At 71.5% G+C, this 24,290-nt stretch carries 21 protein-coding genes; 19 read left to right on the top strand and 2 right to left on the bottom strand.

The genetic code is table 11. The annotated features are described in order from the left end of the window. Window positions 1-17: 17 nt before the first annotated feature. The 11 genes from QQX10_RS04335 to QQX10_RS04285 all read left to right on the top strand — a co-directional run bounded on the left by QQX10_RS04335 (window position 18) and on the right by QQX10_RS04285 (window position 17,222). Entirely contained in the window at window positions 18-1,811 is a 1,794-nt protein-coding gene (locus QQX10_RS04335; protein WP_301118456.1) for a [protein-PII] uridylyltransferase family protein, read from the top strand. Between the two features lie 29 nt (window positions 1,812-1,840). Beyond that, the gene (gene ffh / locus QQX10_RS04330) at window positions 1,841-3,442 is read left to right on the top strand and encodes a signal recognition particle protein (protein ID WP_301118455.1); all 1,602 of its coding nucleotides are present in this window, start codon (window positions 1,841-1,843) and stop codon (window positions 3,440-3,442) included. A gap of 1 nt (window position 3,443) precedes the next feature. Then, window positions 3,444-4,517: an amidohydrolase family protein gene (locus QQX10_RS04325; protein ID WP_301118454.1), complete on the top strand. Its 1,074-nt coding sequence runs from the start codon at window positions 3,444-3,446 to the stop codon at window positions 4,515-4,517. 72 nt (window positions 4,518-4,589) lie between these two features. Continuing rightward, window positions 4,590-5,177, top strand: a complete 588-nt coding sequence (locus tag QQX10_RS04320) for an FMN-binding protein (RefSeq protein WP_301118453.1) — start codon at window positions 4,590-4,592, stop codon at window positions 5,175-5,177. After that, window positions 5,174-6,580, top strand: coding sequence for a ferredoxin reductase family protein (locus QQX10_RS04315; RefSeq protein WP_301118452.1), 1,407 nt, complete (start codon window positions 5,174-5,176; stop codon window positions 6,578-6,580). The genes QQX10_RS04320 and QQX10_RS04315 overlap by 4 nt, the downstream gene beginning before the upstream one ends. A 209-nt stretch (window positions 6,581-6,789) precedes the next feature. Next, the gene (locus QQX10_RS04310; protein WP_301118451.1) at window positions 6,790-13,623 is read left to right on the top strand and encodes a choice-of-anchor D domain-containing protein; all 6,834 of its coding nucleotides are present in this window, start codon (window positions 6,790-6,792) and stop codon (window positions 13,621-13,623) included. Window positions 13,624-13,739: 116 nt separating this feature from the next. Beyond that, on the top strand, window positions 13,740-15,083 hold the full coding sequence (locus QQX10_RS04305; RefSeq protein ID WP_301118450.1) for a ferredoxin reductase family protein: 1,344 nt from the start codon (window positions 13,740-13,742) through the stop codon (window positions 15,081-15,083). Between the two features lie 13 nt (window positions 15,084-15,096). Further along, entirely contained in the window at window positions 15,097-15,570 is a 474-nt protein-coding gene (locus QQX10_RS04300; protein WP_301118449.1) for an FMN-binding protein, read from the top strand. Window positions 15,571-15,616: 46 nt separating this feature from the next. Further along, entirely contained in the window at window positions 15,617-16,390 is a 774-nt protein-coding gene (locus QQX10_RS04295) for an FAD:protein FMN transferase (protein WP_301118448.1), read from the top strand. 161 nt (window positions 16,391-16,551) lie between these two features. Next, window positions 16,552-16,989: a 30S ribosomal protein S16 gene (rpsP, locus tag QQX10_RS04290; protein ID WP_301118447.1), complete on the top strand. Its 438-nt coding sequence runs from the start codon at window positions 16,552-16,554 to the stop codon at window positions 16,987-16,989. Between the two features lie 2 nt (window positions 16,990-16,991). After that, on the top strand, window positions 16,992-17,222 hold the full coding sequence (locus tag QQX10_RS04285) for a KH domain-containing protein (protein ID WP_062301210.1): 231 nt from the start codon (window positions 16,992-16,994) through the stop codon (window positions 17,220-17,222). A gap of 61 nt (window positions 17,223-17,283) precedes the next feature. Here the strand turns inward: QQX10_RS04285 and QQX10_RS04280 are convergent, their stop codons facing one another. Next, the gene (locus QQX10_RS04280; protein WP_301118446.1) at window positions 17,284-17,694 is read right to left on the bottom strand and encodes a hypothetical protein; all 411 of its coding nucleotides are present in this window, start codon (window positions 17,692-17,694) and stop codon (window positions 17,284-17,286) included. 50 nt (window positions 17,695-17,744) lie between these two features. Continuing rightward, the gene (locus QQX10_RS04275) at window positions 17,745-18,158 is read right to left on the bottom strand and encodes a hypothetical protein (RefSeq protein WP_301118445.1); all 414 of its coding nucleotides are present in this window, start codon (window positions 18,156-18,158) and stop codon (window positions 17,745-17,747) included. A 106-nt stretch (window positions 18,159-18,264) separates the two neighbouring features. Between QQX10_RS04275 and rimM the strand changes: the two genes are divergently transcribed. From rimM to QQX10_RS04235, 8 genes are all read left to right on the top strand, one after another. Then, entirely contained in the window at window positions 18,265-18,798 is a 534-nt protein-coding gene (gene rimM, locus QQX10_RS04270; RefSeq protein WP_301118444.1) for a ribosome maturation factor RimM, read from the top strand. 2 nt (window positions 18,799-18,800) lie between these two features. Beyond that, on the top strand, window positions 18,801-19,511 hold the full coding sequence (gene trmD, locus QQX10_RS04265) for a tRNA (guanosine(37)-N1)-methyltransferase TrmD (RefSeq protein WP_301118443.1): 711 nt from the start codon (window positions 18,801-18,803) through the stop codon (window positions 19,509-19,511). A 174-nt stretch (window positions 19,512-19,685) separates the two neighbouring features. Continuing rightward, entirely contained in the window at window positions 19,686-20,033 is a 348-nt protein-coding gene (gene rplS / locus QQX10_RS04260; RefSeq protein ID WP_301118442.1) for a 50S ribosomal protein L19, read from the top strand. Between the two features lie 86 nt (window positions 20,034-20,119). Beyond that, window positions 20,120-20,749 carry a signal peptidase I gene (lepB, locus tag QQX10_RS04255; RefSeq protein WP_301118441.1) on the top strand — a complete coding sequence of 210 codons (630 nt, stop codon included), beginning with the start codon at window positions 20,120-20,122 and terminating at the stop codon, window positions 20,747-20,749. Between the two features lies 1 nt (window position 20,750). Next, window positions 20,751-21,413: a ribonuclease HII gene (gene rnhB / locus QQX10_RS04250; RefSeq protein WP_301118440.1), complete on the top strand. Its 663-nt coding sequence runs from the start codon at window positions 20,751-20,753 to the stop codon at window positions 21,411-21,413. A gap of 35 nt (window positions 21,414-21,448) precedes the next feature. Continuing rightward, window positions 21,449-21,772, top strand: a complete 324-nt coding sequence (locus tag QQX10_RS04245) for a DUF2469 domain-containing protein (protein ID WP_301118439.1) — start codon at window positions 21,449-21,451, stop codon at window positions 21,770-21,772. Between the two features lie 134 nt (window positions 21,773-21,906). Beyond that, a complete protein-coding gene (locus tag QQX10_RS04240) occupies window positions 21,907-22,575 on the top strand; it encodes a TetR/AcrR family transcriptional regulator (protein WP_301118438.1) in 669 nt (222 codons plus the stop codon). A gap of 31 nt (window positions 22,576-22,606) precedes the next feature. Then, the gene (locus QQX10_RS04235; protein WP_301118437.1) at window positions 22,607-24,172 is read left to right on the top strand and encodes an MDR family MFS transporter; all 1,566 of its coding nucleotides are present in this window, start codon (window positions 22,607-22,609) and stop codon (window positions 24,170-24,172) included. The last annotated feature ends 118 nt before the right edge of the window (window positions 24,173-24,290 follow it).

Raw genomic sequence — 24,290 nt, 5'->3', positions numbered from 1 at the left:
GGGACTCCGCTCCATCCATGTCGGGCCGTGACGTCCCTGCACGTGACGGCTCCGACGCTGAGGTCCCGCACCCCCTGGGGGTGCGGGACCTCAAGCGCGTCCGCCGGGAGCTCGCCGAGAAGCTCTATGCCGAGAACGTCCCCGGTCGCGAGCGGCGCCAGCAGCTGACCGCGTTCGTGCTCGCGCGGCTCCGCGAGCACTGGCTCCAGCACGCCCCGGGCCTGGAGTCGGGGATCGCCTTCGGCGCCGTGGGGTCGCTCGGCCGGAACCAGCTCGGTCCGGCGTCGGACCTGGACCTGGTGATCCTGCACGACGGATCGACCCACGCGAAGCAGACCGTCGCCGACCTCGCGCAGAGCCTCTGGTACCCGATCTGGGACGAGGGTCTCGAGCTGGACTACTCGACCCGCACGCTCACGGAGTGCCGACAGGTGGCGCAGAAGGACCTCGCCGCAGCCGCCGGGCTGCTCGACCTGCACGCGATCGCCGGTGACGAGCAGGTGATCCAGCAGGCTCGCACCTACATCTACCAGGACTGGCGCGCGGCGTCGCGCAAGCGTCTGCCCGACCTCCTGGCGGCCTCGCGCGCCCGCGCCGAGCGGCATGGCGAGCTGGCGTACCTGATCGAGCCGAACCTCAAGGAGGCGCGCGGCGGGATGCGCGACTTCACGAGCCTCACGGCGCTCTCCGCCACCTGGCTGACCGACCGCCCGCACGGCGCCGTCGACGCCGCCGGCGACTTCCTGATGGACGTCCGCGACGCGATCCAGATGGAGTCGGGCCGCGCGGTCAACGTCCTGGGCCGCCACCTGGCGCCGGAGGTCGCGGAGCGGGTCGGCTTCGACGACCCCGACGACCTCCTGGCCGGTCTGGCCGAGGCCGGGCGGACGGTCGCGTTCGCGCTGGACACGACCGAGCGCGGCGCGCGCCGCTCCCTCGAGCGGTCCGGCGTCGGCAGCCGCGCGTTCCTGGCGCGCCGGCGCGCGGCCGCGCCCCGCCATGTCTCGGTCGCTCCCGGCCTGATCGACGTCGACGGCGAGCTCGCGTTGGCGCCGCATCACCCCGTCGAGGAGGACGCGCTGCTCCCGCTGCGCGCCGCCGCCGTCGCCGCTACCACCGGGCTGACGTTCACGCCGACGCTGCTCGAGTCGATGCGCCGCGCCCCCGACCTTCCCGAGCCGTGGCCGTCCGAGGCGCGCCAGCACCTCCGCGACCTGCTCCGTTCCAGCTCTCACCTGGTCGGCGTCTGGGAGGCGGTCGACCTCTGGGGCCAGGTGGTGCGGTGGATCCCCGAGTGGGACGGGGTCCGCAACCGTCCGCAGCGCAGCGCGATCCACGTGTTCACGGTCGACCGGCACAACCTCGAGGCCGTGGTGCTCGCGGGACGGCACCGTCGCGGCGTCCCGCAGCTGGACCTGCTGCTGCTGGCCGCCCTGTTCCACGACATCGGAAAGCGCGCCGGCGCGACCGACCACTCGATGGACGGCGCGGCGCTCATCCCGCGCATCGCCTCCCGCATGGGCCTGTCGGAGGGTTCTGCGGCGGACCTCGAGAGGCTCGTCCGCGAGCACCTCACGCTCGCGTCGCTCGCGACCACCAAGGACCCCGAGGCCCCCGAGACGGTGGCGCGCCTGCTCGAGGCCGTCGACCACCGCGCGGACCTGCTCGAGCTGCTCCGGGCGCTCACCGAGGCCGACTCCAAGGCGGCGGGCCCGAAGGCGTGGACGGCCTGGCGCGCGCAGCTGATCGACTCGCTCACCGATCGCGCCCGGCGGGCGCTGGCCACGGGGGAGGCCGGTGGGGGACGGTAGGCTGGTGCGCACGTTGTGAAGGGATTTCCGTGTTCGCCAACCTCTCCGATCGCCTGACAGAGACGTTCCGCAATCTGCGGGGCAAGGGTCGCCTCTCCGAGGCCGACATCGACGGCACCATCCGCGAGATCCGCCGCGCGCTGCTCGACGCCGACGTCGCCGTGCCGGTGGTGCGGACGTTCACCGGCAACATCCGCGAGCGCGCGCTCGGGATCGAGGTCTCGCAGGCCCTGAACCCCGGACAGCAGGTCGTCAAGATCGTCAACGAGGAGCTCATCGCGATCCTCGGCGGCGAGTCCCGCCCGCTGCGGTTCGCGAAGAACGGCCCGACCGTGATCATGCTGGCGGGTCTGCAGGGCGCGGGCAAGACCACGCTCGCGGGCAAGCTCGCCCATCACCTCAAGCAGCAGGGCCACACGCCGCTGCTCGTCGCGGCGGACCTGCAGCGCCCGAACGCCGTCACCCAGCTCCGGGTGGTCGGCGAGCGCGCCGGCGTGCCGGTGTTCGCACCCGAGCCGGGCGTGACCCGCGAGGACGAGCGCCCGCGCGGCAATCCCGTCAAGGTGGCGAAGAAGGGTCTCAAGGAGGCCGAGCAGCGCCAGCACAGCGTCGTGATCGTCGACACCGCGGGCCGGCTCGGCATCGACCAGGAGCTGATGCGTCAGGCCGGCGACATCCGCAAGGCGGTCGAGCCGCACGAGGTGCTGTTCGTCATCGACGCGATGATCGGTCAGGACGCCGTCGCCACCGCGACCGCCTTCCAGGAGGGCGTCGACTTCACGGGCGTGGTGCTCACCAAGCTCGACGGCGACGCGCGCGGCGGTGCCGCGCTGTCGGTCGCCGAGGTCACGGGCCGCCCGATCATGTTCGCGTCGACGGGTGAGAAGCTCGACGACTTCGAGGTCTTCCACCCGGACCGGATGGCGTCGCGGATCCTCGACATGGGCGACATCCTCACGCTCATCGAGCAGGCCGAGCGCACGTTCGACCAGGCCGAGGCCGAGCGCATGGCGGAGAAGGTCAGCAAGGGCGAGGACTTCACGCTTGCGGACTTCCTGTCGCAGATGCAGCAGCTCAAGAACATGGGCTCGATGAAGAAGATGCTCACCATGCTTCCCGGCATGGGCCAGGTCCGCGACCAGATCGAGAACTTCGACGAGCGCGAGCTGGTGCGCACCGAGGCGATCATCCAGTCCATGACGCCGCTCGAGCGCGAGAACCCCAAGGTCCTCAACGGCTCGCGTCGCACCCGCATCGCCGCGGGATCCGGCACGTCGGTCGCCCAGATCAACTCGTTGATCAAGCGGTTCGAGCAGGCGCAGCAGATGATGCGCGCGATGTCGCGGGGCGGCGGCATGCCCGCGATGCCGGGCGCCGGCGGGGGCCCGGGCGCCTTCGGCGGTCTCCCCGGCGGGAAGAAGTCGAAGGGCAAGCAGGCCCCGCAGCGCAAGGTGAAGGGCAAGTCCGGCAACCCGGCGAAGCGCGCCCAGCAGGAGGCGGCCGCCCGCGATCGGGCGGTGAACGGTCCCTCGCAGCAGGCGGGCTCCGCCTTCGGGATCGGGCAGCCGGCGCCGCAGGAGGTCGACCGCGCCTCGCTCGGCGAGGGTCTCGGCAAGTACCTGGGCCGCTGACGTGGCGATCCGCCTCTCGGGACCGGTCCTCGCGGGCGACGGAGACGTCCGCGACGGTGCCTGGGTGGTGGACGGCCGCATCACCTACCGCGAGCCCGCGGCCCCGGTCACGGCGACCCTGGACGGCGTCGTGGTGCCCGGGCTGGTCGACGTCCACTGCCACGTGGGACTCGACAGCGGGGGCGAGGTGGACCGCGATCTCGCGCTCAAGCAGGCGATGGTCGACCGCGACGCCGGCACGCTGCTGATCCGCGACGCGGGCTCGCCCACCGACACCCGGTTCCTCGACGCCGTCGCCGACGCCCCGCGCATCGTCCGCGCCGCGCGATTCATCGCGCGCCCCAAGCGGTACCTCCGGTACTACGCCCGCGAGATCGAGGTCTCCGACCTGCCCGCGGTGATGGCGGAGGAGGCGCGCAAGAGCGACGGCTGGGTCAAGATCATCGCCGACTGGATCGACCGCGACGCCGGCGACCTCACCCCGCTGTGGCCCGCCGACGTGCTGGCGGAGGGTATCGCCGCCGCGCACGAGCAAGGCGCGCGGGTCACCGCCCATACCTTCGCGACCGAGGCCGCGGACGCGCTGCTCGACGGCGGGATCGACTGCATCGAGCACGGCACCGGTCTTCAGCCGGAGCACGTGGAGGAGTGCGTGCGCCGCGGCATCCCGGTGGTCCCGACGCTGCTCCAGGTGGCGAACTTCGAGGGCTACGCCGAGCAGGGTGCCGAGAAGTTCCCCGCCTACTCCGCCCGGATGCGCGCGATGCACGAGCGGCGCTTCGCCCACGTCCGCGCGATGCACGAGGCCGGGGTCCCCCTCCTGGTCGGGACCGATGCGGGCGGCACCATCGGGCACGGGGTGCTGCCGGACGAGGCTGCGCTGCTGGTCGAGGCCGGCATCCCCGCGGACGAGGTGGTCGCGATCGCCTCATGGCGCGCACGGGCCTTCCTCGGCGCCCCCGTGCTCGAGGAGGGCGAGCCTGCGGACCTGGTGGTCTACGCTGCCGATCCGCGGGTGGACATCGCCGCCCTCGCGTCGCCGCGGCACGTCATGCTGCGCGGCGCGCTGGTGTGACCCCGCCGCGTCCCAGCGAACTCTGAGGTCCGCCTGTGAGTCCTCTCAGGGGCAGGCGGTGATATTGGTGTCATGAAGCGATCCTCAGGCATCATCGTCACGGGCCTCTCGGCCGTGCTGCTGACGGCCGGCGCCGCCAGCGGGTCGGGCCTCTTCTCCGGCGGAGAGTCGACGACCACCTCCACCGCCGAGGCCGCCACCCTCGACACGTCGGACTCGACGACGACCAGCGACTCGACCGCCACCACCGAGGCCACGCCGGAGGCGAGTTCGTCGACGGAGAGCTCGACCGGCTCCTCGACGGACACCTCCACCGATACCTCGACCGACACGTCGACGGACGCGTCCACCGATACCTCGACGGGTTCGACGACCAGCGTCTCGGGTACGTTCGACGGCTCCGCCGTGACCACGAGGTACGGGAACTTCCAGGCCGAGATCACGGTGGTGGACGGCGTCATGACCGCCATCACCTGGTTGCAGGACGGCGAGGCCGATCACAAGTCGCAGCAGATCAACGAGTACGCGATCCCCCAGCTCGAGGACGCCATCCTCGAGGCGCAGTCGACCGACGTCGGCTACATCTCCGGCGCGAGCTACACGTCCGAGGGCGTCGAGGAGGCCGTGCTCTCCGCGATGCAGGCGGCGGGTCTGGCATGACCTCGCTGAGCTGGGCCGTCCCCGCCACCGGGCAGGAGGAGGCGCGCCGCAAGCGCGATGAGCGCCGCCGGCGGGCCGCCCGCCGCAGCCGCTGGAAGGACTCCGTCGAGGCCGCGCTCTGGCTCGTCGGGGTGGGCTCGCTCGCCTTCATGCTCTCCTCGGGCACCGTCGACGTGACGTCGCTCTCCGGGTTCCTCGTCACCATGGGCCGCATCACCGGGATCGTCGCGTCGACCATGATCATGGGCCAGCTCATCCTGATCGCGCGCATGCCGGTGGTCGAGCGCGTGGTCGGTCACGACCGCGCGGCGCGCCTTCATGGGCAGCTGGGACGCATGGGCTTCCTGGTCATGCTCGCGCACATCGTCACCCTGGTGCTGGGCTACGCGCTGCCCACCCAGACCGGGATCTGGGACCAGACGTGGCAGCTGATCGTCGCGTACGGCGGCCCGATGTTCCTCGCGTGGGCCGGGTTCGCGGTGCTCACGATCGTCGTGGTGACCTCGCTCGCGCTGGTCCGCTCGCGCTGGAGGTATGAGAACTGGCACGCGGTCCACATCTTCAGCTACATCGCGGTCGGCCTCGCCATCCCGCATCAGTTCACCGACGGCGAGACCTTCATGGCCATGGACTTCGCCTGGTGGTACTGGCTCACGCTGTGGACCGTGGCGGTGGGAGGGCTGATCGCGTACCGCGTGGTCCGCCCGCTGGTGCGGTACTTCCGGCACCGCATCTCGGTGGCCGCGATCGACACGCTCGCCGACGGCTCGACGGTCATCACCCTGACGGGGCGCGACCTGCTCCGGATGAGGCCGGAGGCCGGCCAGTTCTTCCTCTTCCGCTTCCTGCAGAAGGACCTGTGGGGCGAGGCGCATCCGTACTCGCTGTCGCGCGCCCCGCTGGACCGCTGGATGCGCATCACGGTCAAGCCGCTCGGGGACCACTCGGCGCGCATGAACGAGCTCAAGATCGGCACCACGGTGATGGTCGAGGGGCCGCTCGGCGTGTTCACCGAGAAGACCCGCACGGGCGACCACCTCGTGCTGGCCGGCTCGGGCATCGGCATCACGCCCATCCTGGCGTTCCTCGAGACCGCCGACATCGATCCTGGTCGCTGCACGGTCATCGCCCGTGCGTCCAGCATCGAGCAGGCGCCCCACCTGGACGAGGTGATCGCGATCGCCGAGCAACGAGGCGCCCGTGTGCACGTTCTCACGGGCCCCCGCGGTGACGGGTGGAGCCCCGCCGAGAACCCTGTCCGGATCGCGGAGCTGGTCCCCGACATCGCCGACGCCGACGTCTACGCGTGCGGGCCGACGGCGTGGGTCGAGAGTCTGTTCGCCGACGCCGAGGCATCGGGACTCTCACAGAAGCACCTGCACGCCGAGGAGTTCTCCTGGTGAGGCGGGCGGTCCTGACCCGCTGATCCGACGCCGACGGCGTCGCGAGCGCGAGGCCTCGGCGCGACGTCCCCGTGCGCAGAACCCCGCGCCTCCCGCGGCCGGCCGCTCGCCGTAGCGGTCAAATCGGAAAAACTGCATCTTGTGGACAAACCCCCATCTTCGCTAGGTTCGAGTCGAGCCTGGGTTCTGGGGGGAGAAACATGGCCACGATGACGACGCGGAAGTCCATGAGGGCGGGCTGGGCCGCCACGCTGTTGGTGTTGCTGCTGGGAGCGCTGGTCGTACAGGCGAGCCCCACGTCCGCGGCGCTCCTCGAGGACGTGGTGTACCGGATCAACGTGGGCGGCCCCGCGGTGGCCGCCGCGGACGGGTCCAGCCCCGGTTGGAGCGCCGACACGGGCGGGTCCACCTCGCCGTACCGCGTGGCCGGCAGCAACAACACGTACGGGCTCGGGCGTGGAGGCGCGTACTCCGGCCCGATCGACATGAGCGACGGAAGCGTGCCCGCGAGCGCGCCCGCCGAGGTGTTCGAGACCGAGCGCTACGACAACTCGGGCGGCACCGAGATGGCGTGGGCGTTCCCGGTCACGGTCGGTTCCACGTACCGGGTGAGCCTGCTGTTCGCGGAGCTGTACTCGGGCATCGACCAGGTCGGCGAGCGCGTGTTCGACGTCTCGGTGGACGGTGCGGTGCCGACCGAGTTCTCCGGCATCGACCCGTTCGCCCAGGCGGGTGCGACCGGCGCCATGGCGCGCACCGTCGAGGTGCTTGCGGCGGACGGCACGCTCGACCTCGAGTTCCTCCATGTCGCGCAGAACCCCGCGCTCAAGGGCATCGAGATCGTCGAGATCTCGTCCAGCGAGGTCGCTCTCGCCGCGTCCCCCGCCGCGCTCGACTTCGGAGCCGTGAACGTCGGCGTCTCCTCGGCGCCGCAGGCGCTCACCCTCACCCACGTCGGGGTCGTGCCCGACCCGGCCATCACCATCGACTCGATCACCCTGGCCACGGGTACGGACTTCTCCGCCGGCGCGCCGAGCACCACGGTGGTCGGCCCGGGCGGAACCGTCGCGCTCGACGTCACCTACGCGCCGACCGGCGCGGGGGCGCACTCGGACACCCTCACCGTCGCGTACTCGAGCACCGCGGGCGCCGCGACGGTCGAGGTGCCGCTCAGCGGGTCCGGTGTCGAGCCGACGCCGATCGGCAGCGCGTTGACGGCCGACCCCGCGTCGGTGACCTTCCCCGCGACCCTGGTCGACGGCGGCCTGAGCACCGTGTCCGTGCAGCTGGCGAACGCCGGCGCCGTGGGCGAGTCGGCCATCACCGTCACGGCGATCACCATCTCCGACGCGCAGTTCGGCGGTGGCGCCCTGCCGGTCGCGGCGATCGACCCGGGTGCCACGACGGACGTGGACTTCACCTTCGATCCCGCTGCCGCAGGCAGCCAGACCGCCACCGCGACCATCGACTACGAGCGGGATGGCGAGACCGCCAGCCTCGTGGTGCCGCTCGCCGGCACAGGTGAGGCCGGCTCGGCGCCGGTCGAGAACGTGGTGTACCGCATCAACGTGGGCGGCCCGCTGGTGGCCGCCGCGGACGGCACGAGCCCCGACTGGGGTGCCGACTCGGGCGCGTCGCTCTCGCCGTACCGCGTCGGTGGCAGCAACAACACGTACGCCTTGGGAGCGGGCAGCGCGTACTCAGGTCCGATCGACATGAGCGACGCGAGCGTGCCGGCGAGCGCCGCGGCGGCGGTGTTCGAGACCGAGCGCTGGGACAACTCCGGCGGGGACGAGATGACCTGGGCCTTCCCGGTGACGGTGGGCTCCACGTACCGGGTCAGCCTGTTGTTCGCGGAGCTGTACGCGGGCATCGACACGGTGGGCGAGCGCGTGTTCGACGTCTCGCTCGAAGGTGCGGTCCCGGCTGAGTTCGACGGCATCGACGCCTTCGCCCAGGCGGGCGCGGCCGGCGCGATGGCGCGCACCGTGGAGTTCACCGCCACGGACTCGACGCTCGACCTGGTGTTCCTGCACGTGGCGCAGAACCCGGCGCTCAAGGGTATCGAGATCACCGACCTCACCTCCTACGACGGCATCCTCGCCGCCACCCCCGACGCGTTGTCCTTCGGCGGTGTGACGGTCGGAGACACGTCTGCGGCGCAGACGCTCGCACTCACCAACCTGGGCGCCGTCGGCGACCCTGAGCTGACGATCCTGTCGGTGAGCGCCGGTGACGACTTCGCGATCGATCCGGACCTGACGGGCACATCCGTCGCCGGCGGCGACAGCGTCTCGCTCGACGTCACGTTCGCGCCGTCGAGCGACGGCCCGGTGAGCGGCTCGCTCGTGGTGGACTACCAGGGCTCCGGAGCCCCGCAGACGGTGAGCGTGCCGCTCTCCGGCACCGGTGTGCCCGTGCTGTCCTCCGGCACGGTGCTGTACCGCGTGAACTCGGGCGGAGCGACGCTTGCGGCCCTGGACGACGGCCCTCCGTGGCAGATCGACACGAGCTCGATCCCGTCCGACTACCTGGTGGCCGCGGGTTCGAACGGCGGCATCTCCGTCAACTCGACTCCCGACGCGTCGGTGCCGGCGACGACCCCGCCGCAGGTCTTCTCGTCCGAGCGGTACGACACGACGAGCACCATGGCCTACTCGTTCGACGTGCCCGCGGGCACGTGGGTCGAGGTGCGCCTCTACGCGGCGAACGGGTGGGGCGGGACCTCCCAGCCCGGCCAGCGCGTGTTCGACATCAGCATCGACGGCGTGGTGCCGCCGGAGCTGTCGGCCATCGACCTGTCGGCGCAGTTCGGCCACCAGGTCGGGCACATGTTCGCCATCCCTGTGTACTCGGACGGCGCGGTCGACATCGGCTTCACCGGGATCGTGGAGAACCCGCTGATCAACGCCATCGAGATCGTCGAGACGGTCCCCGAGCCGGGCGTCCTGATCCCCGAAGCCACATCGCTCGACCTCGGTTCGGCGATCGTGGGTGGATCCTCGAGCGCGTCCATCGACCTCGTCAACACGGGCGGTGCGGGCGACCCGGACATCACGATCGACGCGATCACCGTCTCGCCGGACCTGGTGTTCTCGACGGGCGCTCCCAGCGTCTCGTCGATCGCGCCGGGACAGTCCTCGTCGGTCGCTGTCACCTATGCGCCGACCGCGACGGGCGTCGACACCGCCACCATGACGGTCGCGTACTCGAGCTCCGCGGGCTCCGGCGAGGTCGATGTCGCGCTCACGGGCACGGGCGCCGAGTCGACGCCGATCGCCGACGCGCTCGCGGCCGACCCCGATGCGGTGACCTTCCCTGACACGCTCGTGGACGGCGGCAGCAACACCGTGCCGGTGCAGCTCCTCAACACGGGCGCGTCGGGCGAGGGCGCGGTGACCATCACGGGCGTGACCGTCTCCGACCCGCAGTTCTCCGCGGGCGCGCTGCCGGGCGCGGCGATCGCGCCAGGAGCGGGAGCCACGGTCGACCTCGCCTTCGATCCGTCGAGCGTGGCGTCGCACTCCGCCACCGCCACGTTCGACTACGAGCGTGACGGCGAGACGGGCAGCCTGATCGTGCCGCTGTCGGGTGTGGGCGTGACGGATCTGTCGATCGACGCGCTCTCGTGGAACCAGTCGCAGCTCGGCGGCGAGGTGTCGCAGTCCGCGACCACCCTCGATTGGGGTCCCGACGGCAGGCTCTACGTCGCGCAGATCGACGGGACGATCTTCGCCTACACGGTGGAGCGTGAGCAGGGTACCGACTACAGCGTTCCGGGGACCTACGTCGTCACCGCCAGCGAGCAGATCGACGTGGTGAAGGAGATCCCGAACCACGATGACCAGGGCACGGCGCAGCCGACCATGACCGGCAGGGTGATCCTCGGCATCCTCGTGGAGGGCACCGCGGCGAACCCCGTCATCTACGTCACCTCGAACCACCCGATGATCAACGGCGGAACCGCCATCGACACCAACTCGGGCGCGCTCTCGCGGGTCTCGTGGACGGGCAGCTCATGGGAGCACCTCGTCCTGGTCGCGGGCCTTCCGCGCTCCCAGCACGACCACATGCTCGGCGGCATCCAGATCGATCCGGGCGCCAACATGGCGTACATCACCTCGGGTGGCAACACCAACCAGGGTGCCCGCTCGAACAACATGGACCAGCTCCCCGAGTACGCGCTCGGCTCCGCGATCCTGAGCATCGACCTCGGCGCCATCGACGCGATGCCCACGCAGACCATCGACGGTGTCGACTACAAGTACCTCCTGCCCACGATCAGCTCCGGCCCCAACCCCGGCGCGGGCGTCATGCCGTGGGGCGGGCAGGGCGGCGCCAACATGGCCATGCTGATCGAGGGCGGCCCCGTCCAGATCCACTCGCCCGGCTACCGGAACGCCTACGACGTGGTGCTGACCGAGAACGGCAACTTCTTCACCGTGGACAACGGGCCGAACGGTGGCTGGGGGCACGCCCCGAGCGCGAGCTACGTCGACGACGACATCACGGGGGCGGGCGACGCCACGGTGGAGAACGGCCTGTGCGTCGACTCGTCGTACGCCGCGGGCGGAACGACCAAGCCCGACCAGCTTCATCGGGCGAACGCCGGCGACTACGGTGGGCACCCGAACGTCACTCGCGGCAACCCCCTCGGGCTGCCCGACGGCGTCGAGAACTTCGGAGCGGCCATCCCGGGGGCCTGGTACCAGGATCCGCGCGAGTGCGAGTACCTGCCCGCCGGGTTGGACGGCGCGCTCACGACCTTCGGTTCCTCGACGAACGGCATCACCGAGTACACCGCCTCGTCGGTCTTCGGGGGCGCGCTCGAGGGGGCGCTGCTGACGGCCTCCTACACCGGCAACGGTGTGATCTGGGCGATGATCCCGTCGGCGGACGGGCTGTCGCTCACCACGCAGAAGGTCGAGCTGTTCTCCGGTTTCGGCGCCTACCCGCTCGACGTGGTCGCGCAGGGCGACGACGAGGAGTTCCCGGGCCTGGTGGCGGCCGTCGCCTACCAGGCGGCGGCGAGCATCGTGCTGTGGGAGCCCGCGGGCGGCGCGGCGTGCGACCCGTCGGACCCGGCTGCGGACAGCGACGGCGACGGCTACACGAACGCCGACGAGGTGGCGAGCGGGACGGCGCCGTGCAACAACGGGTCGCGACCGCCGGACTTCGATGGCGACCTGATCGGTGACGTCACGGACCCCGACGACGACAACGACGGCCTGGCCGACGTGGTCGACCCGTTCCAGGTGGACCCGACCAACGGCGTGGGGACCACCGAGATCCTCCTCACGTTCGACGCCACCCAGAACGCGGGCGGCTTCGAGGGTGCGGGGCTCACCGGTCTGATGGTGAACGCCACCGACAAGGGCGCCGGCGCGGGTGACGACTACCTCGACCTGCTCAACCGGACGGACGTGATCTGGGGCGGCACCTCGCCGCTGATCCAGATCAACGAGGTCAAGGAGGGCGACGCGTTCGCCGGCGGCAACGACCAGATGGACGCTCTGCAGGTGGGTGTCGACACGGCGGGCACGCCCTTCCGTGTCGAGACCACGATCGCGGCGCCGTCGTTCGCGAGCACCGATCCCGCGTTCGCCGGCGCGGCACAGGACTTCGCGGCGCAGGGGGTGTTCATCGGTGACGGCACGCAGTCGAACTATCTGAGGTTCGCGCTCGCCTACGACGGTGGAGTGGTCATCCAGGCGCTCAAGGAGGTCGACGACACGGTCGTGGAGGTCAACGCGCCCGCTGCTCCCGACGCCGTCGACGCCGCATACGTCGGGCTGATCCTCGACGTCACGCCGGGGACGACCGAGGCGACCGTGGTGCCGTCCTACGTGGTCGACGACGGCACGCCGGTGGTGCTCCCGGAGATGACCATCCCGATGTCGTGGTTCGACGGCCCCGCGTACCTCGAGACCGGCGATCCTGCGTCGACCCTCGCGGCCGGCATCATCGCGACCTCGCGCGGCGCCGCGGAGCCGTTCGACGCCGCCTGGACTGATCTCTTCGTGACCCCGACCGACCCGCCGGTCGACCCGGACCCGCCGGTGGACCCGGACCCGCCGGTGGACCCGGCCCCGATCGCCCAGGCACGGGTCGAGGTCACGCCCGGCGGCGCGCTCAACACGTCGACGTGGGGGACGAACACGATCCAGATCACGAACGAGAGCGACCCCGGCGTGCTCCTCACCTCCGTCGAGTTCGACCTGTCGACGGCGATCCTCCCCGATCTGGTCTTCGACCCGGACGACGGGACCACCGCGGGCGACAACACCGATGTCTGCTTCGTTCCCAACTCGGGCGCCGCGGCTACGGGCCTGACCACGCAGCTGATCTCCGGTGAGAACTGCGGGCCGGACGCGCCGCAGCCGCTCACCGATGCCTTCCTGGATCCGTACCAGGACGGCTTCCGCACGCTGCACCTCGAGTTCGACGACTTCGACGAGGGTGACGATGGCTCGGGCGCCTACGCGTTCGGCTTCCAGGTGGACATCGACCCGACCAGCATCAAGGGCACGGGCTCGCCCGGGCCAGGCGAGTCGGGATCCGTCTCGGGGCTCGAGCTGACGGGCGCGACGGTCACCATGACGTTCTCCAACGGCGAGACCCACGTCGCGACGCTCTTCTCGGACGGCAGCGACGGGGGCGCGATCGCGATCGCCAAGGCTGACGCCGCCGCCGCACCGACCATCTCGGTGGCCGGCGTCGGGGCCGGACCGGCGGACGTGACCGATGTGGCGCAGACCGTCACGCTCACCGGCCCCGCCGGTGCGACGTACGAGCTCCTGCGGGTCGAGGGCGCCATGTTCGAGCAGTCCGGCGGTGGCGTCGACGTCGATCCGTACGAGATCAACAGCGCGGTCGTGGTCGAGGTGATCTCCGGAACCGTGACGAGCGGGAGCGTGGACATCCCCGTGACGCTCACCGATTCCGTCACCGAGGGCGGGTACAACTACCTCGTCGCCGTGATCCGGGACGCCGACGGTGACACCGGGGCGGCGTCGCCGGTGATCGTCCTGGCGCTCCCGTGAGCGGAGACCCCGTCGACCGCCGCGAAGAGACGTCCCGGCTGAGCACGGTTGCCGGAACGCGGCACCGCCTTCGTAGGATGTGACGGAACCCGCTGCCGATCGACCCCGGAGGCACGATGACCCACGCGACCTACGCGCGTCGCCAGGCGGCGCGCTCGTGGTGGCGTGACGGGCTCGAGGGCTCGATCTACCTGCTGTGCGCGATCGGGATCGCGTTCGCGATCGCAGACGGCGCGCTCCTCGCCACCTCGGCGCTCGACGGGATCTATGCGGCGGGACGCCTCACCGGCATCGTCGCCGCGATCCTGGTGCTCGTGCAGATGACGCTGATCTCGCGCGCGCCCTTCGTCGAGCGCGCCTTCGGCCACGATCGCGTCGCCGCCGTCCACACGCGCCTCGGCAAGCCCGTCGTGATCCTCATGCTGGTCCACGCCGGCATCATCACGGTGGTGTCGGCGCAGTACGACGGGCACTCGGTGCTGTCCCAGAGCGCCGCGTTCTGGGAGCTGGGATGGTTCATGATCGCCGCGCAGGCGGCGCTGGGGATCTTCCTGGTGATCGCCGCGACCTCCCTGGTCGCCGTCCGCCGGCGCTGGCGGTACGAGCGTTGGCACGCGGTCCACCTCCTCGTGTACGTGGGAGTGGCCGCGGCGGTGCCGCACCAGTTCCTCGAGGGGTCGACCTTCCGCGACGCGGGTGCCGCGTGGTGGTTCTGGCTCGTGCTCTACGTGCTCGCCCTGGGCTCGTTCCTGCTCTGGCGGATCGTCGTGCCGGCGATCCGGACCTCCGCCCACGGCCTGCGGGTGGCGTCGGTGGAGCCGCTCGCGGACGGGTCCACCAGCATCGTGCTCGCGGGTCGCGGCCTCGACCGCCTCCGCGCCCGTCCCGGCCAGTTCATGCTGTGGCGGTTCCTCGACCGGGAGCGCTGGACCGAGGCGCACCCGTACTCGCTGTCGCGGGCGCCGGAGGCCGACACGCTGCGGCTCACCGTGAAGCCGTCCGGCGATCACTCGCGCGGCCTCGCCGCCCTGCGCCCCGGCACCCGCGTGGTCGCCGAGGGTCCGTTGGGGGTCTTCACCGAGGACAGCGCGCATGCGCCGGGCGCGGTGCTCGTCGCGGCGGGGATCGGCATCACGCCCATGCGCGCGCTGCTCGAGGGCGACGACGCTCCCGCCGCGCTGATCTACCGGGTCCGCTCGCGGTCCGAGGCGCCCCTGCTCGACGAGGTCGCCGCCCTCGCGGCGGAGCGCGGCGTCGCGCTGCACGTCGTGGAGGGGCCGCGGGCATCCACCGGGTGGGGCACGGCGGCAGGCGAGACGCTCGCCTCGCTGGTGACCGACGTCGCCGACCGTGACGTGTACGTGTGCGGCCCGCCCGCCTGGACCGCGCGGGTGCGGGACGATGCGCGGGCGGCCGGGGTGCCCCGGCACGCCATCCATGAGGAGAGGTTCGGCTGGTGACGGGAGGTGGACGATGCGTGCGTCGCGTGCGGTGATCGTCGCCGGCGGCTGCGTCGCGATCGTGGGCGCCGGCTGGGCGGTGTCGCCCAAGGAGCTGCCCGACCTGAACCTGGCCGAGCCGGACGGCGCCGCGACGGCCGATCCGACGGCTGAGCCGACAGCCGATCCGACGGCCGATCCGACGTCGACCGCCGACGGCGGCGACGCCGATGCGGTCGTGGTCGACGGCCCGGTCGTGACCAACATCAGGGGCGACTATCAGGCCCGCATCACCGTGGTCGACGGCACCGTCACCGCGGTCGAGGCGCTCGCGGCGGGGACCCAGGACGCCGAGTCCGTCCGAATCAACGCCGCCGCGGTGCCGGAGCTCGCCGCGCGCGTGCTGGCGGCGCAGACGTGGGACGTGGACCACGTGTCCGGCGCCAGCTTCACCTCGCCGGGCTTCCTCGAGTCCGTCGAAGGGGCGTTCGCCGGCGCCGGACTGTGAGCGCGCGCCCAGCCGCCTGCCAGGTTCGCCTGCGATGATGCCGGGCATGACGACCTTCCGCACCACCGTCCACTCGATGGCCATGCCGTTCGTGGTCGAGATCGATGACGCCGACGCCGAGGCGTGCGAGCCGGCCGTGGCGCAGTTCCACGCCGCCCTCGAGTGGGCGGACGACGTGTTCTCGCGGTGGCGGGAGGACTCCTACCTCAGGATGCTCGAGCGCGGCGAGCTGACCCTCGACGAGGCGCCGCGGGAGCTGCGCGAGGTGCTGGAGGCGTGCGAGTGGTTCCGCGAGGTGACGGCGGGCGGCTTCGACGCCCGCCGCGCCGACGGCGTGGTCGACCCGACCGGCCTGGTCAAGGGGTGGGCGGTCGCGCGAGCGGCGCGCCACCTCGACGGCGCTCGCGGCACGGGCTGGATGGTGGGAGCCTCCGGCGACGTGCTGGTCGCGCCGGGGACGGACCGGCGGATCGGCATCGCGGACCCGCGAGTCAAGGGCGATCCGACGGGCACGGCGGTGATCGACGTGGTGGCGCTCGGCGGAGCGTTCACCGCTCTCGCGACCTCGGGCGGGGCGCAGGTGGTGGATCACATCTGGGACCCCGCGACCGGAGAGGTCGCCCGGCACTACCAGCAGGTGTCGGTCGCGGGGACCGACCTGACGGAGGCCGACGCCTGGGCGACCGCCATCGCGGGAGGCGGCCCGCGCATCGTCGCGGCGGCGCTCGACCGGGGCCTCGAGGTGATGGTGGTGACGGGGGAGCGGTACGACGGCACCTTCGACGCGCAGACGTCCCCGGGCTGGCCGAGCGTGCGCTGAGCGCGCCGCGTGTTGGTCGAGGCGGGCGGGTTCTGGCACAATGGGTCGCTGGTGATCGCGGCCCTCTACCCGTGTGAGCCGATTCGTCTTGCCGGCGGCCCCTCTGATTTCCCCAGGGGAGCGAGCGCCGGCTCACACCGAATGATCAAGGAGCAACAGCCATGGCTGTCAAGATTCGTCTGAAGCGCTTCGGCAAGAAGCGCGCCCCCTTCTACCGCGTGGTCGTGATGGACTCGCGTTCGCGCCGCGACGGCCGCGCGATCGAGGAGATCGGCAAGTACCACCCCACCGAGGAGCCCTCGGTCATCGAGATCGACTCCGAGCGTGCGCAGTACTGGCTCTCGGTGGGCGCGCAGCCCACGGAGCAGGTCGCCGCGCTGCTCAAGCTGACCGGCGACTGGGCCACCTTCAAGGGTGAGAAGGGCGTCAACAACGTCAAGGGCGCCGTCGCCAAGGCCGACGCCGCCGACGCGATCAAGGCTCACGCCGACGCGGCCGAGAAGGCCAAGGCCGACGCCGCCGCCAAGAAGGACGCCGCGAAGGCCGAGGAGGCCCCCGAGGCCGAGGCCGCCGAGGCGACCGACGGCGAGGACGCGTAAGCATGGTCGTCGACGCGCTCGAGTTCCTGGTCCGCAGCATCGTCCGCAACCCGGACGACGTGCGCGTGACCGAGCGTTCCGGGCGCCGGGGCACCACCCTCAACGTGGTGGTCCACCCCGACGACCTCCCCCGCGTGATCGGTCGCCGCGGTCGCACCGCGACGGCCATCCGCACGGTGGTCGAGGCGGTCGCCAGGGACGACGTCCGCGTCAACATCGTCGACGTCGCCTGACATCTCTCGCAGCAGAGGCCCCCTTCCCGTCAGGGAAGGGGGCCTCTGCGCGTCCGGGAGGTCAGTGAGCGAAGTACCGGTTGGCGGCCTTGTTCCACAGCAGGGCGAGGATGAGCACCGCGAACAGGATGGTGATGACGGCCGACATCGCGCCGCCGGTCCCGAGCAGGACGAGGCTGTAGACGCCGGCGGCGATCCGCACGACCATCACCACCGAGACGAGGATCCGGGCCATCGCGGCGCCGGCGCCCAGCAACGCGGCGACCGCCCCGGTGACCAGCCCGACCGCGACGGACACGATCCCCGAGATGAGCACGGTGGCGCCGCTGACCTCGATGGCGTCCGTGAACGTCGAGCTGCGTGACAGCGCCATCATGATGACGCCGCCGAGGACGTCGAGGATCGCGGCCAGCCACGTCAGGATGATGACGGTGATGACGCTGCCGGGTCGGGTGCGTTCAGCGGTGGACATGTCGCCTCCTGGGTGAGGCGACGGCGTCGTCGTCGCGCCTCTGCTCCAGGCTAGGCGCGCGGCCCGCGGAAGAACGCGGAGGCGCGCGGTGTCGACAGCATCAGGATGATGAGGGCGGCGCCGACGATCTGGCCGATCGCCTGCCAGTAGGTGAGGTCGCCCAGCGTCGCGAGGGCGTAGCCCGCGACGACGATGCGCGCGAGCATGAGCAGGTACACCGCGACCCGCGAGACCTGCGACCCGGCGGCCAGCCCCAGCGCGACGGCCGCCGTCACCAGTGCGAGCCCGAGCAGGGAGCCTCCGTAGATCTGCAGCTGGCGCTCCGTGACGTCGACGTCGATCGGCTCGGTGCTGAAGGACAGCCACACGAGCATCGCACCGCCGACCAGGTCGAGCAGCGCGGACAGCCAGGTGAGGATCACGACGAACGTCACACCCGCAGGGCGCTTGACGGTGCTGGCCATCGAGGATCCTTTCCGCTGGTAACCGGCCTCTCCACGCTAGCGCGCGGGGGAGCGCTCCGCCAGGGCCGAGGACCTCCCGGACCCGCGGGGACCGTACCCTGGACCCATGAGACTGACCGTCGCGCGCATCGGACGCGCCCATGGGCTCAAGGGCGAGGTGTCCGTCGAGCTCCGGACCGACATCCCCGACGACAGGCTCGTGCCGGGCGAGGTGTTCGAGACGGAGCCGGCGTCCGCGGGCCCGCTCACGGTGGCGCGGGTGCGGGTCCAGGCGGGCCGCTGGTACGTGCAGTTCGCGGAGATCGGCGATCGCGACGCGGCCGAGGCCGCCCGCGGGGTCGAGCTCACGCTCGACGGCGCCGAGTCCGACGAGGACGACGCCTGGTACGTGCACCAGCTCGTGGGACTCGCGGCGGTGCGACCCGACGGCGCGCCGGTCGGCGAGGTGGTCGACCTGCTCTCGATGCCGGCGCAGGACGTGCTGGTGGTGAAGGAGCCGAACGGTCACCGGGCGATGATCCCGTTCGTCGAGGAGTTCGTGCCCGAGGTCGATCTCGACGGCGGGCGCGTGGTGCTGACGCCGCCCTACGGCCTGCTGGCGGGCGAGGAGCCGGAGAGCACCGGGGAGACCGCGGGCTGACCATGCGCATCGACCTGATCACGATCTTCCCCGAGTTCTTCTCGGTCCTGGACGTCTCGCTGCTGGGCAAGGCGCGGCAGGCGGAGCTGGTGCAGACCCGCGTGCACGACCTCCGCGACTACGCGGCCTTCAAGGCCGACGGGTCCCCGGACGTCCACCGCACGGTCGACGACGCCCCGTTCGGCGGTGGCGCCGGGATGGTGATGAAGCCCGACGTGTGGGGCAAGGCGATCGACGACGTCCTCGAGCCCGGCGGCGTGCTGGTGATCCCCAGCCCCGCGGGCACGCTCTTCACCCAGGCGCTGGCCGCCGATCTCGCGACGGCGCCGCAGCTGGTGTTCGCGTGCGGTCGCTACGAGGGCATCGATGCGCGCGTCGCGGAGCACTACGCCGCGGCCGGGCACCGGGTCCTCGAGGTCAGCCTCGGCGACTACGTGCTCAACGGGGGAGAGGTGGCGGCGTTCGCCATGACCGAGGCCGTCACGCGGCTGATCCCGGGGTTCATGGGCAACGCGCAGTCGATCGTCGAGGAGTCTCACGCGGACGGGCTGCTCGAATACCCGAGCTACACGCGCCCGGCCACCTGGCGGGGTCACGACGTGCCCGACATCCTGCTCAGCGGGCACCACGCTCGCATCGAGGAGTGGCGGCACGAGCAGCAGCTGCAGCGCACGCGGACCCGCCGCCCCGACCTGCTGCCCCCGGAAGGATGACGCGCACCGCGCCCCTCGCATCGTCCCGCCCGGATATGGCAGAATAGATCCTCGGTGCGCGCGGCGCCGGGATCTGCCACAGGGGGTCCGGCTCAGCCCGCGACGCAGCTGTCACATCGAATGCCTTCGGGCAGAACCGTGCGTGACCTGTGGCATGTACGAGGAGAGAGAGTCATGCAGAAGCTTGACAACGTGGTCGCGGGCCAGCTCCGCGACGACATCCCGGCCTTCCGCGCCGGCGACACCGTGAAGGTCCACGTCAAGGTCATCGAGGGCAACCGCTCGCGTATCCAGGTGTTCCAGGGCGTCGTCATCGCGCGTCAGGGCCAGGGCATCGGCGAGACCTTCACGGTCCGCAAGATCTCGTTCGGCGTGGGCGTCGAGCGTGTGTTCCCGCTCCACGCGCCGACCATCGAGAAGATCGAGGTCGACCGTCGCGGCGACGTCCGTCGCGCGAAGCTGTACTACCTCCGCGGTCTCCGCGGCAAGGCCGCGCGCATCCGCGAGAAGCGCGAGAGCTGACCATCGCGACCGCCAACGACGCGCCGGCAGACGGGAATCCGTCTGCCGGCCGTCGTGCGTGGGGGTGGATCAAGGAGACCGCCCTGGTGATCGTGAGCGCGCTGCTGCTCTCGCTGATCATCAAGACCTTCTTCTTCCAGTCGTTCTACATCCCCTCGCCCTCGATGGTCCCGACCCTCGAGGTGGGCGACAGGATCCTCGTCACCAAGTGGCGGCCGGATCCGCTGCCGCTGCGACGCGGCGACATCGTGGTCTTCAAGGACCCGAACAACTGGCTCGGCCACTCCTCCGAGGAGCAGAGCGGGCTGCACCTGGTGGTGAAGGACGTCCTCACGTGGACGGGCCTCCTGCCGGAGGACGCCGGCGAGCACCTGATCAAGCGTGTGATCGGGCTGCCCGGCGACACGGTCGTCTGCGACGACCCGGACGGACCGGTCGTGGTCAACGGCGAGGCGCTCGACGAGCCCTACATCGCCGAGGGATCGCGCGCCTGCGGCACCACCTTCACCGCGGTGGTGCCCGACGGCTACCTGTGGGTGATGGGCGACAACCGCGACGACAGCGCCGACTCGCGGGCCCACATGGGTGACCCCGGCGGCGGCGCGGTGCCGCGGGCCAACGTCGTGGGCACGACCTTCGCCGTCGTCTGGCCGCTCGACCGCTTCACCGGCGTCGGCAACCCCTTCGGGGACCAGGCGGTCTCCGAGGACGACTGACGTGACCGTCTCGCTCGCCCACGAGCGCGCGCTGTGGGACGCGGGCGCACGGCTGGTCGCCGGCATCGACGAGGTCGGGCGCGGCGCGCTCGCCGGTCCCGTCTCGGTCGGGGTGGTGGTGCTCGGCCCATGCGAGACCTGGCCCGAGGGGCTCACGGACTCGAAGCTGCTGACGGCCGCCCGTCGCGAGGCGCTCATGGAGCCGCTCTCGACCTTCGGCGAGGGCCGCGCGGTCGGGCACGCGAGCGCGGGCGAGATCGATGCGGTCGGCATCGTCGCGGCGCTCCGCCTCGCCGCCAGGCGTGCTCTCGAGGAGATCGCGCTGCCCGTCGACGCCGTCCTGCTCGACGGCACGCACGACTGGCTCACGCCGCCGCCGGCGGACCTCTTCAGCGGCCTGGGGGACGATGCGGAAGAGTGGGAGGCGCCGCCCGTCACCATGGTGGTCAAGGGCGACCGGGCCTGCGCCTCGATCGCCGCCGGATCGGTGATCGCGAAGGTGGAGCGCGACGCGCTGATGGCGGCCGCCCACGCCGACCATCCCGCCTACGGCTGGGACGGCAACAAGGGCTACGGGGCCGCGGCCCACCTGGACGCGCTGCGGCGGCTCGGGCCGTCGCCGCTCCATCGGGTCAGCTGGAGGCTGCCGACGCGCGAGGCGTGACGCGCGCGGGCGGCGTGCGTTCGTATGATGGACCGGTGAGCCACGAGGACCTCGAGAACTACGAGACCGAAGCCGAGCTGGCGCTGTACCGCGAGTACCGCGACGTCGTGGGCCTGTTCCAGTACGTCGTCGAGACGGAGCGCCGCTTCTACCTGTGCAACAAGGTGGACCTGCAGGTGAAGGCGTCCGGAGGCGACGTCTACTTCGAGGTCACCATGGCCGACGCCTGGGTGTGGGACGTCTACCGCTCCGCGCGGCTGGTGCGGAACGTGCGCGTGGTCACCTTCAAGGACGTCAACATCGAGGAGCTGGCGCGCGACGACGACCTCCCCGACCTGCGCCAGCTCCGCGGACGCTGACGCACCGCGGGCGCCTCGCCCGCGCATCGTCCCCCTCGATCGCCTCGCCGCCCCCGATCCGGGACCTGGGTCTCTGGCGCGCGAACGATTCGTGCACTTGACGCAAATTTGCAGAGTCTGCAAGAATGCAGAATATGCACACTGCACCGTCGCGGGAGGCCGCGGGTGCGGCCCCCGCATCCGCCCCGGCCCCGACGGGCCTGCGTGAGCGCAACCGTCTGCGCCGCACCCGGCGCGTCGAGCGCGCGGCCCTCGAGCTGGCCCTCGAGCACGGGCTCGACGCCACCACCGTCGACGCGATCTGCGACGCGAGCGACATCTCGGCCCGCACGTTCTTCAACTACTTCGGCTCGAAGGAGAGCGCGCTCCTCGGCGCCCCTCCCGCCCCGCTCACGGACGCTCAGGTCGAGGTGTTCCTCGCCGGCGACGGCACCGTGCTCGAGGACCTGATGACGCTGCTCGCGACCACGTTCCTCGCGAACGAGCCCGACATGGAGATCTGGCGCATGCGCCGCGAGCTGTTCGCGCGCGAGCCCGTGCTGCACGCCGCGCAGCTGAGCCGCGTGGCCGACAAGAGGGAGCGCGTGGCCGCCACCGTGGCGACCCGCCTGCGCGCCGCCGACCCCGCCCTGTCCGAGGAGGCCGCCCTGCGGGAGGGCCACCTCACCCACGGCATCGCGATGTCAGCCTTCCAGCAGCTCGGCCGCGAATGGACCGCCGCCGACGTCGCCAGCCCCGACATCGCCGCCCTCGTCGACGACGCGATCTCCCGCGTCCGACGCATCGTCTGCCCCGGCGCCTGACCCGCGCCACGTCCCCCCAGGAAGAAGACCCATGACCACCACCTCATCGGCGCGCGCCCACGCGGAGCCGCCCACCGACCGCAGGGGCATCCTGCTGGTCTTCGTCGGGCTCATGACGGCCATGCTGCTGTCCGCGCTCGACCAGACCATCTTCTCGACGGCGCTTCCGACGATCGTCGGCGAGCTGGACGGCGTCGACCACATGCTCTGGGTGACCACCGCGTACATCCTCGCGGCGACCATCATGATGCCGGTGTACGGCAAGCTCGGCGACCTGATCGGACGCAAGTCGCTGTTCATCATCGCGATCTCGCTGTTCATGGTCGGCTCGATCGTGGGCGGCCTGTCGCAGGGCATGACGGAGCTGATCGTCGGCCGCGCCATCCAGGGCCTCGGCGGCGGCGGGCTCATGATCCTGTCGCAGGCGATCATCGCGGACATCGTCCCGGCACGTGAGCGCGGGCGCTACATGGGCGTGATGGGCGGCGTGTTCGCCCTCGCCTCCGTGATCGGCCCGCTGCTGGGCGGCTGGTTCACCGAGTCCGTCGGCTGGCGGTGGTGCATGTGGATCAACATCCCGCTGGGCGCGATCGCGATCCTCTCGGCCATCCTGTTCCTCCACCCGAACCCGCAGGGTCGTGCGAAGCCCCGCCTCGACATCGCCGGCATGATGCTCATCGCGATCGCCTCCGCCGCGCTGGTGCTGTTCACCTCGTGGGGCGGCGGCCAGTACGACTGGGACTCGCCGGTCATCCTGTCGCTCGTCGCTGTCACCGTGATCGCGGGCGCCGCCTTCGTCGCCGTCGAGCGCCGCGCCGCGGAGCCGATCATGCCGCTGCACATGTTCCGCGAGCGCAACTTCGTGCTCACCACGGGCGCGGGCCTGCTCATGGGCATCGCGATGTTCGGCACCCTCGCCTACATGCCCACGTACCTCCAGATGGTCGCCCAGGTGGACGCGACCACGGCGGGCCTGCTCATGATCCCCATGATGGGCGCGATGCTGCCCACCTCGATCATCGTGGGCCGCGCGGTCAGCCGCACGGGCCGGTACAAGTGGTACCCGGTCGCGGGCTCGGTGATCATCGCCGTGGCGATGTACCTGCTGTCGACCATGACCTACACGCAGCCGGTGTGGGTGACCTGCCTCTACCTGGCCGTGTTCGGCATGGGACTGGGCCTGCAGATGCAGGTGCTCGTGCTGATCGTGCAGAACACCTTCCCGCTGACGATGGTCGGCACCGCGACCGCGGCGAACAACTACTTCCGGCAGATCGGCGCATCGCTCGGAGCCGCGGTGGTCGGGTCCCTCTTCACCAACCGCCTGGTCGCGCTGCTGTCGGAGCGGGTGGACGGCGGCGGCTCCGCGCTCGCCGACGCCAACTCGCTCACGCCCGCCGCCGTCCAGGACCTGCCGCAGGCCGCGCAGGACATCATCGTGAGCTCGTACAACGACGCGCTCACCCCGGTGTTCCTGTACATCGTGCCGCTCGCGCTGCTGTCGCTCACGCTGCTGCTGTTCGTGAAGGAGGCGCCGCTGCGCACCACCCTCGAGACCCGGGCCCCGGAGACCGAGCCCGAGGCCGTCGCCGTGTAGCCCCCGCCACGCGCGATCCTCGGTGGCGCCCCCGGTGGCCCGTCGCCTCGCCCTCGCCTGGGAGTGACGAGGCGAGGGTCGCCTCGGGGCGTCGTCGCCGTTGCGTGGGGGACGCCGA

This window comes from Demequina lignilytica (assembly GCF_030418305.1).
In the GTDB taxonomy this organism is placed as follows: domain Bacteria; phylum Actinomycetota; class Actinomycetes; order Actinomycetales; family Demequinaceae; genus Demequina; species Demequina lignilytica.
This window is presented reverse-complemented; position numbering and strand designations above follow the sequence as displayed.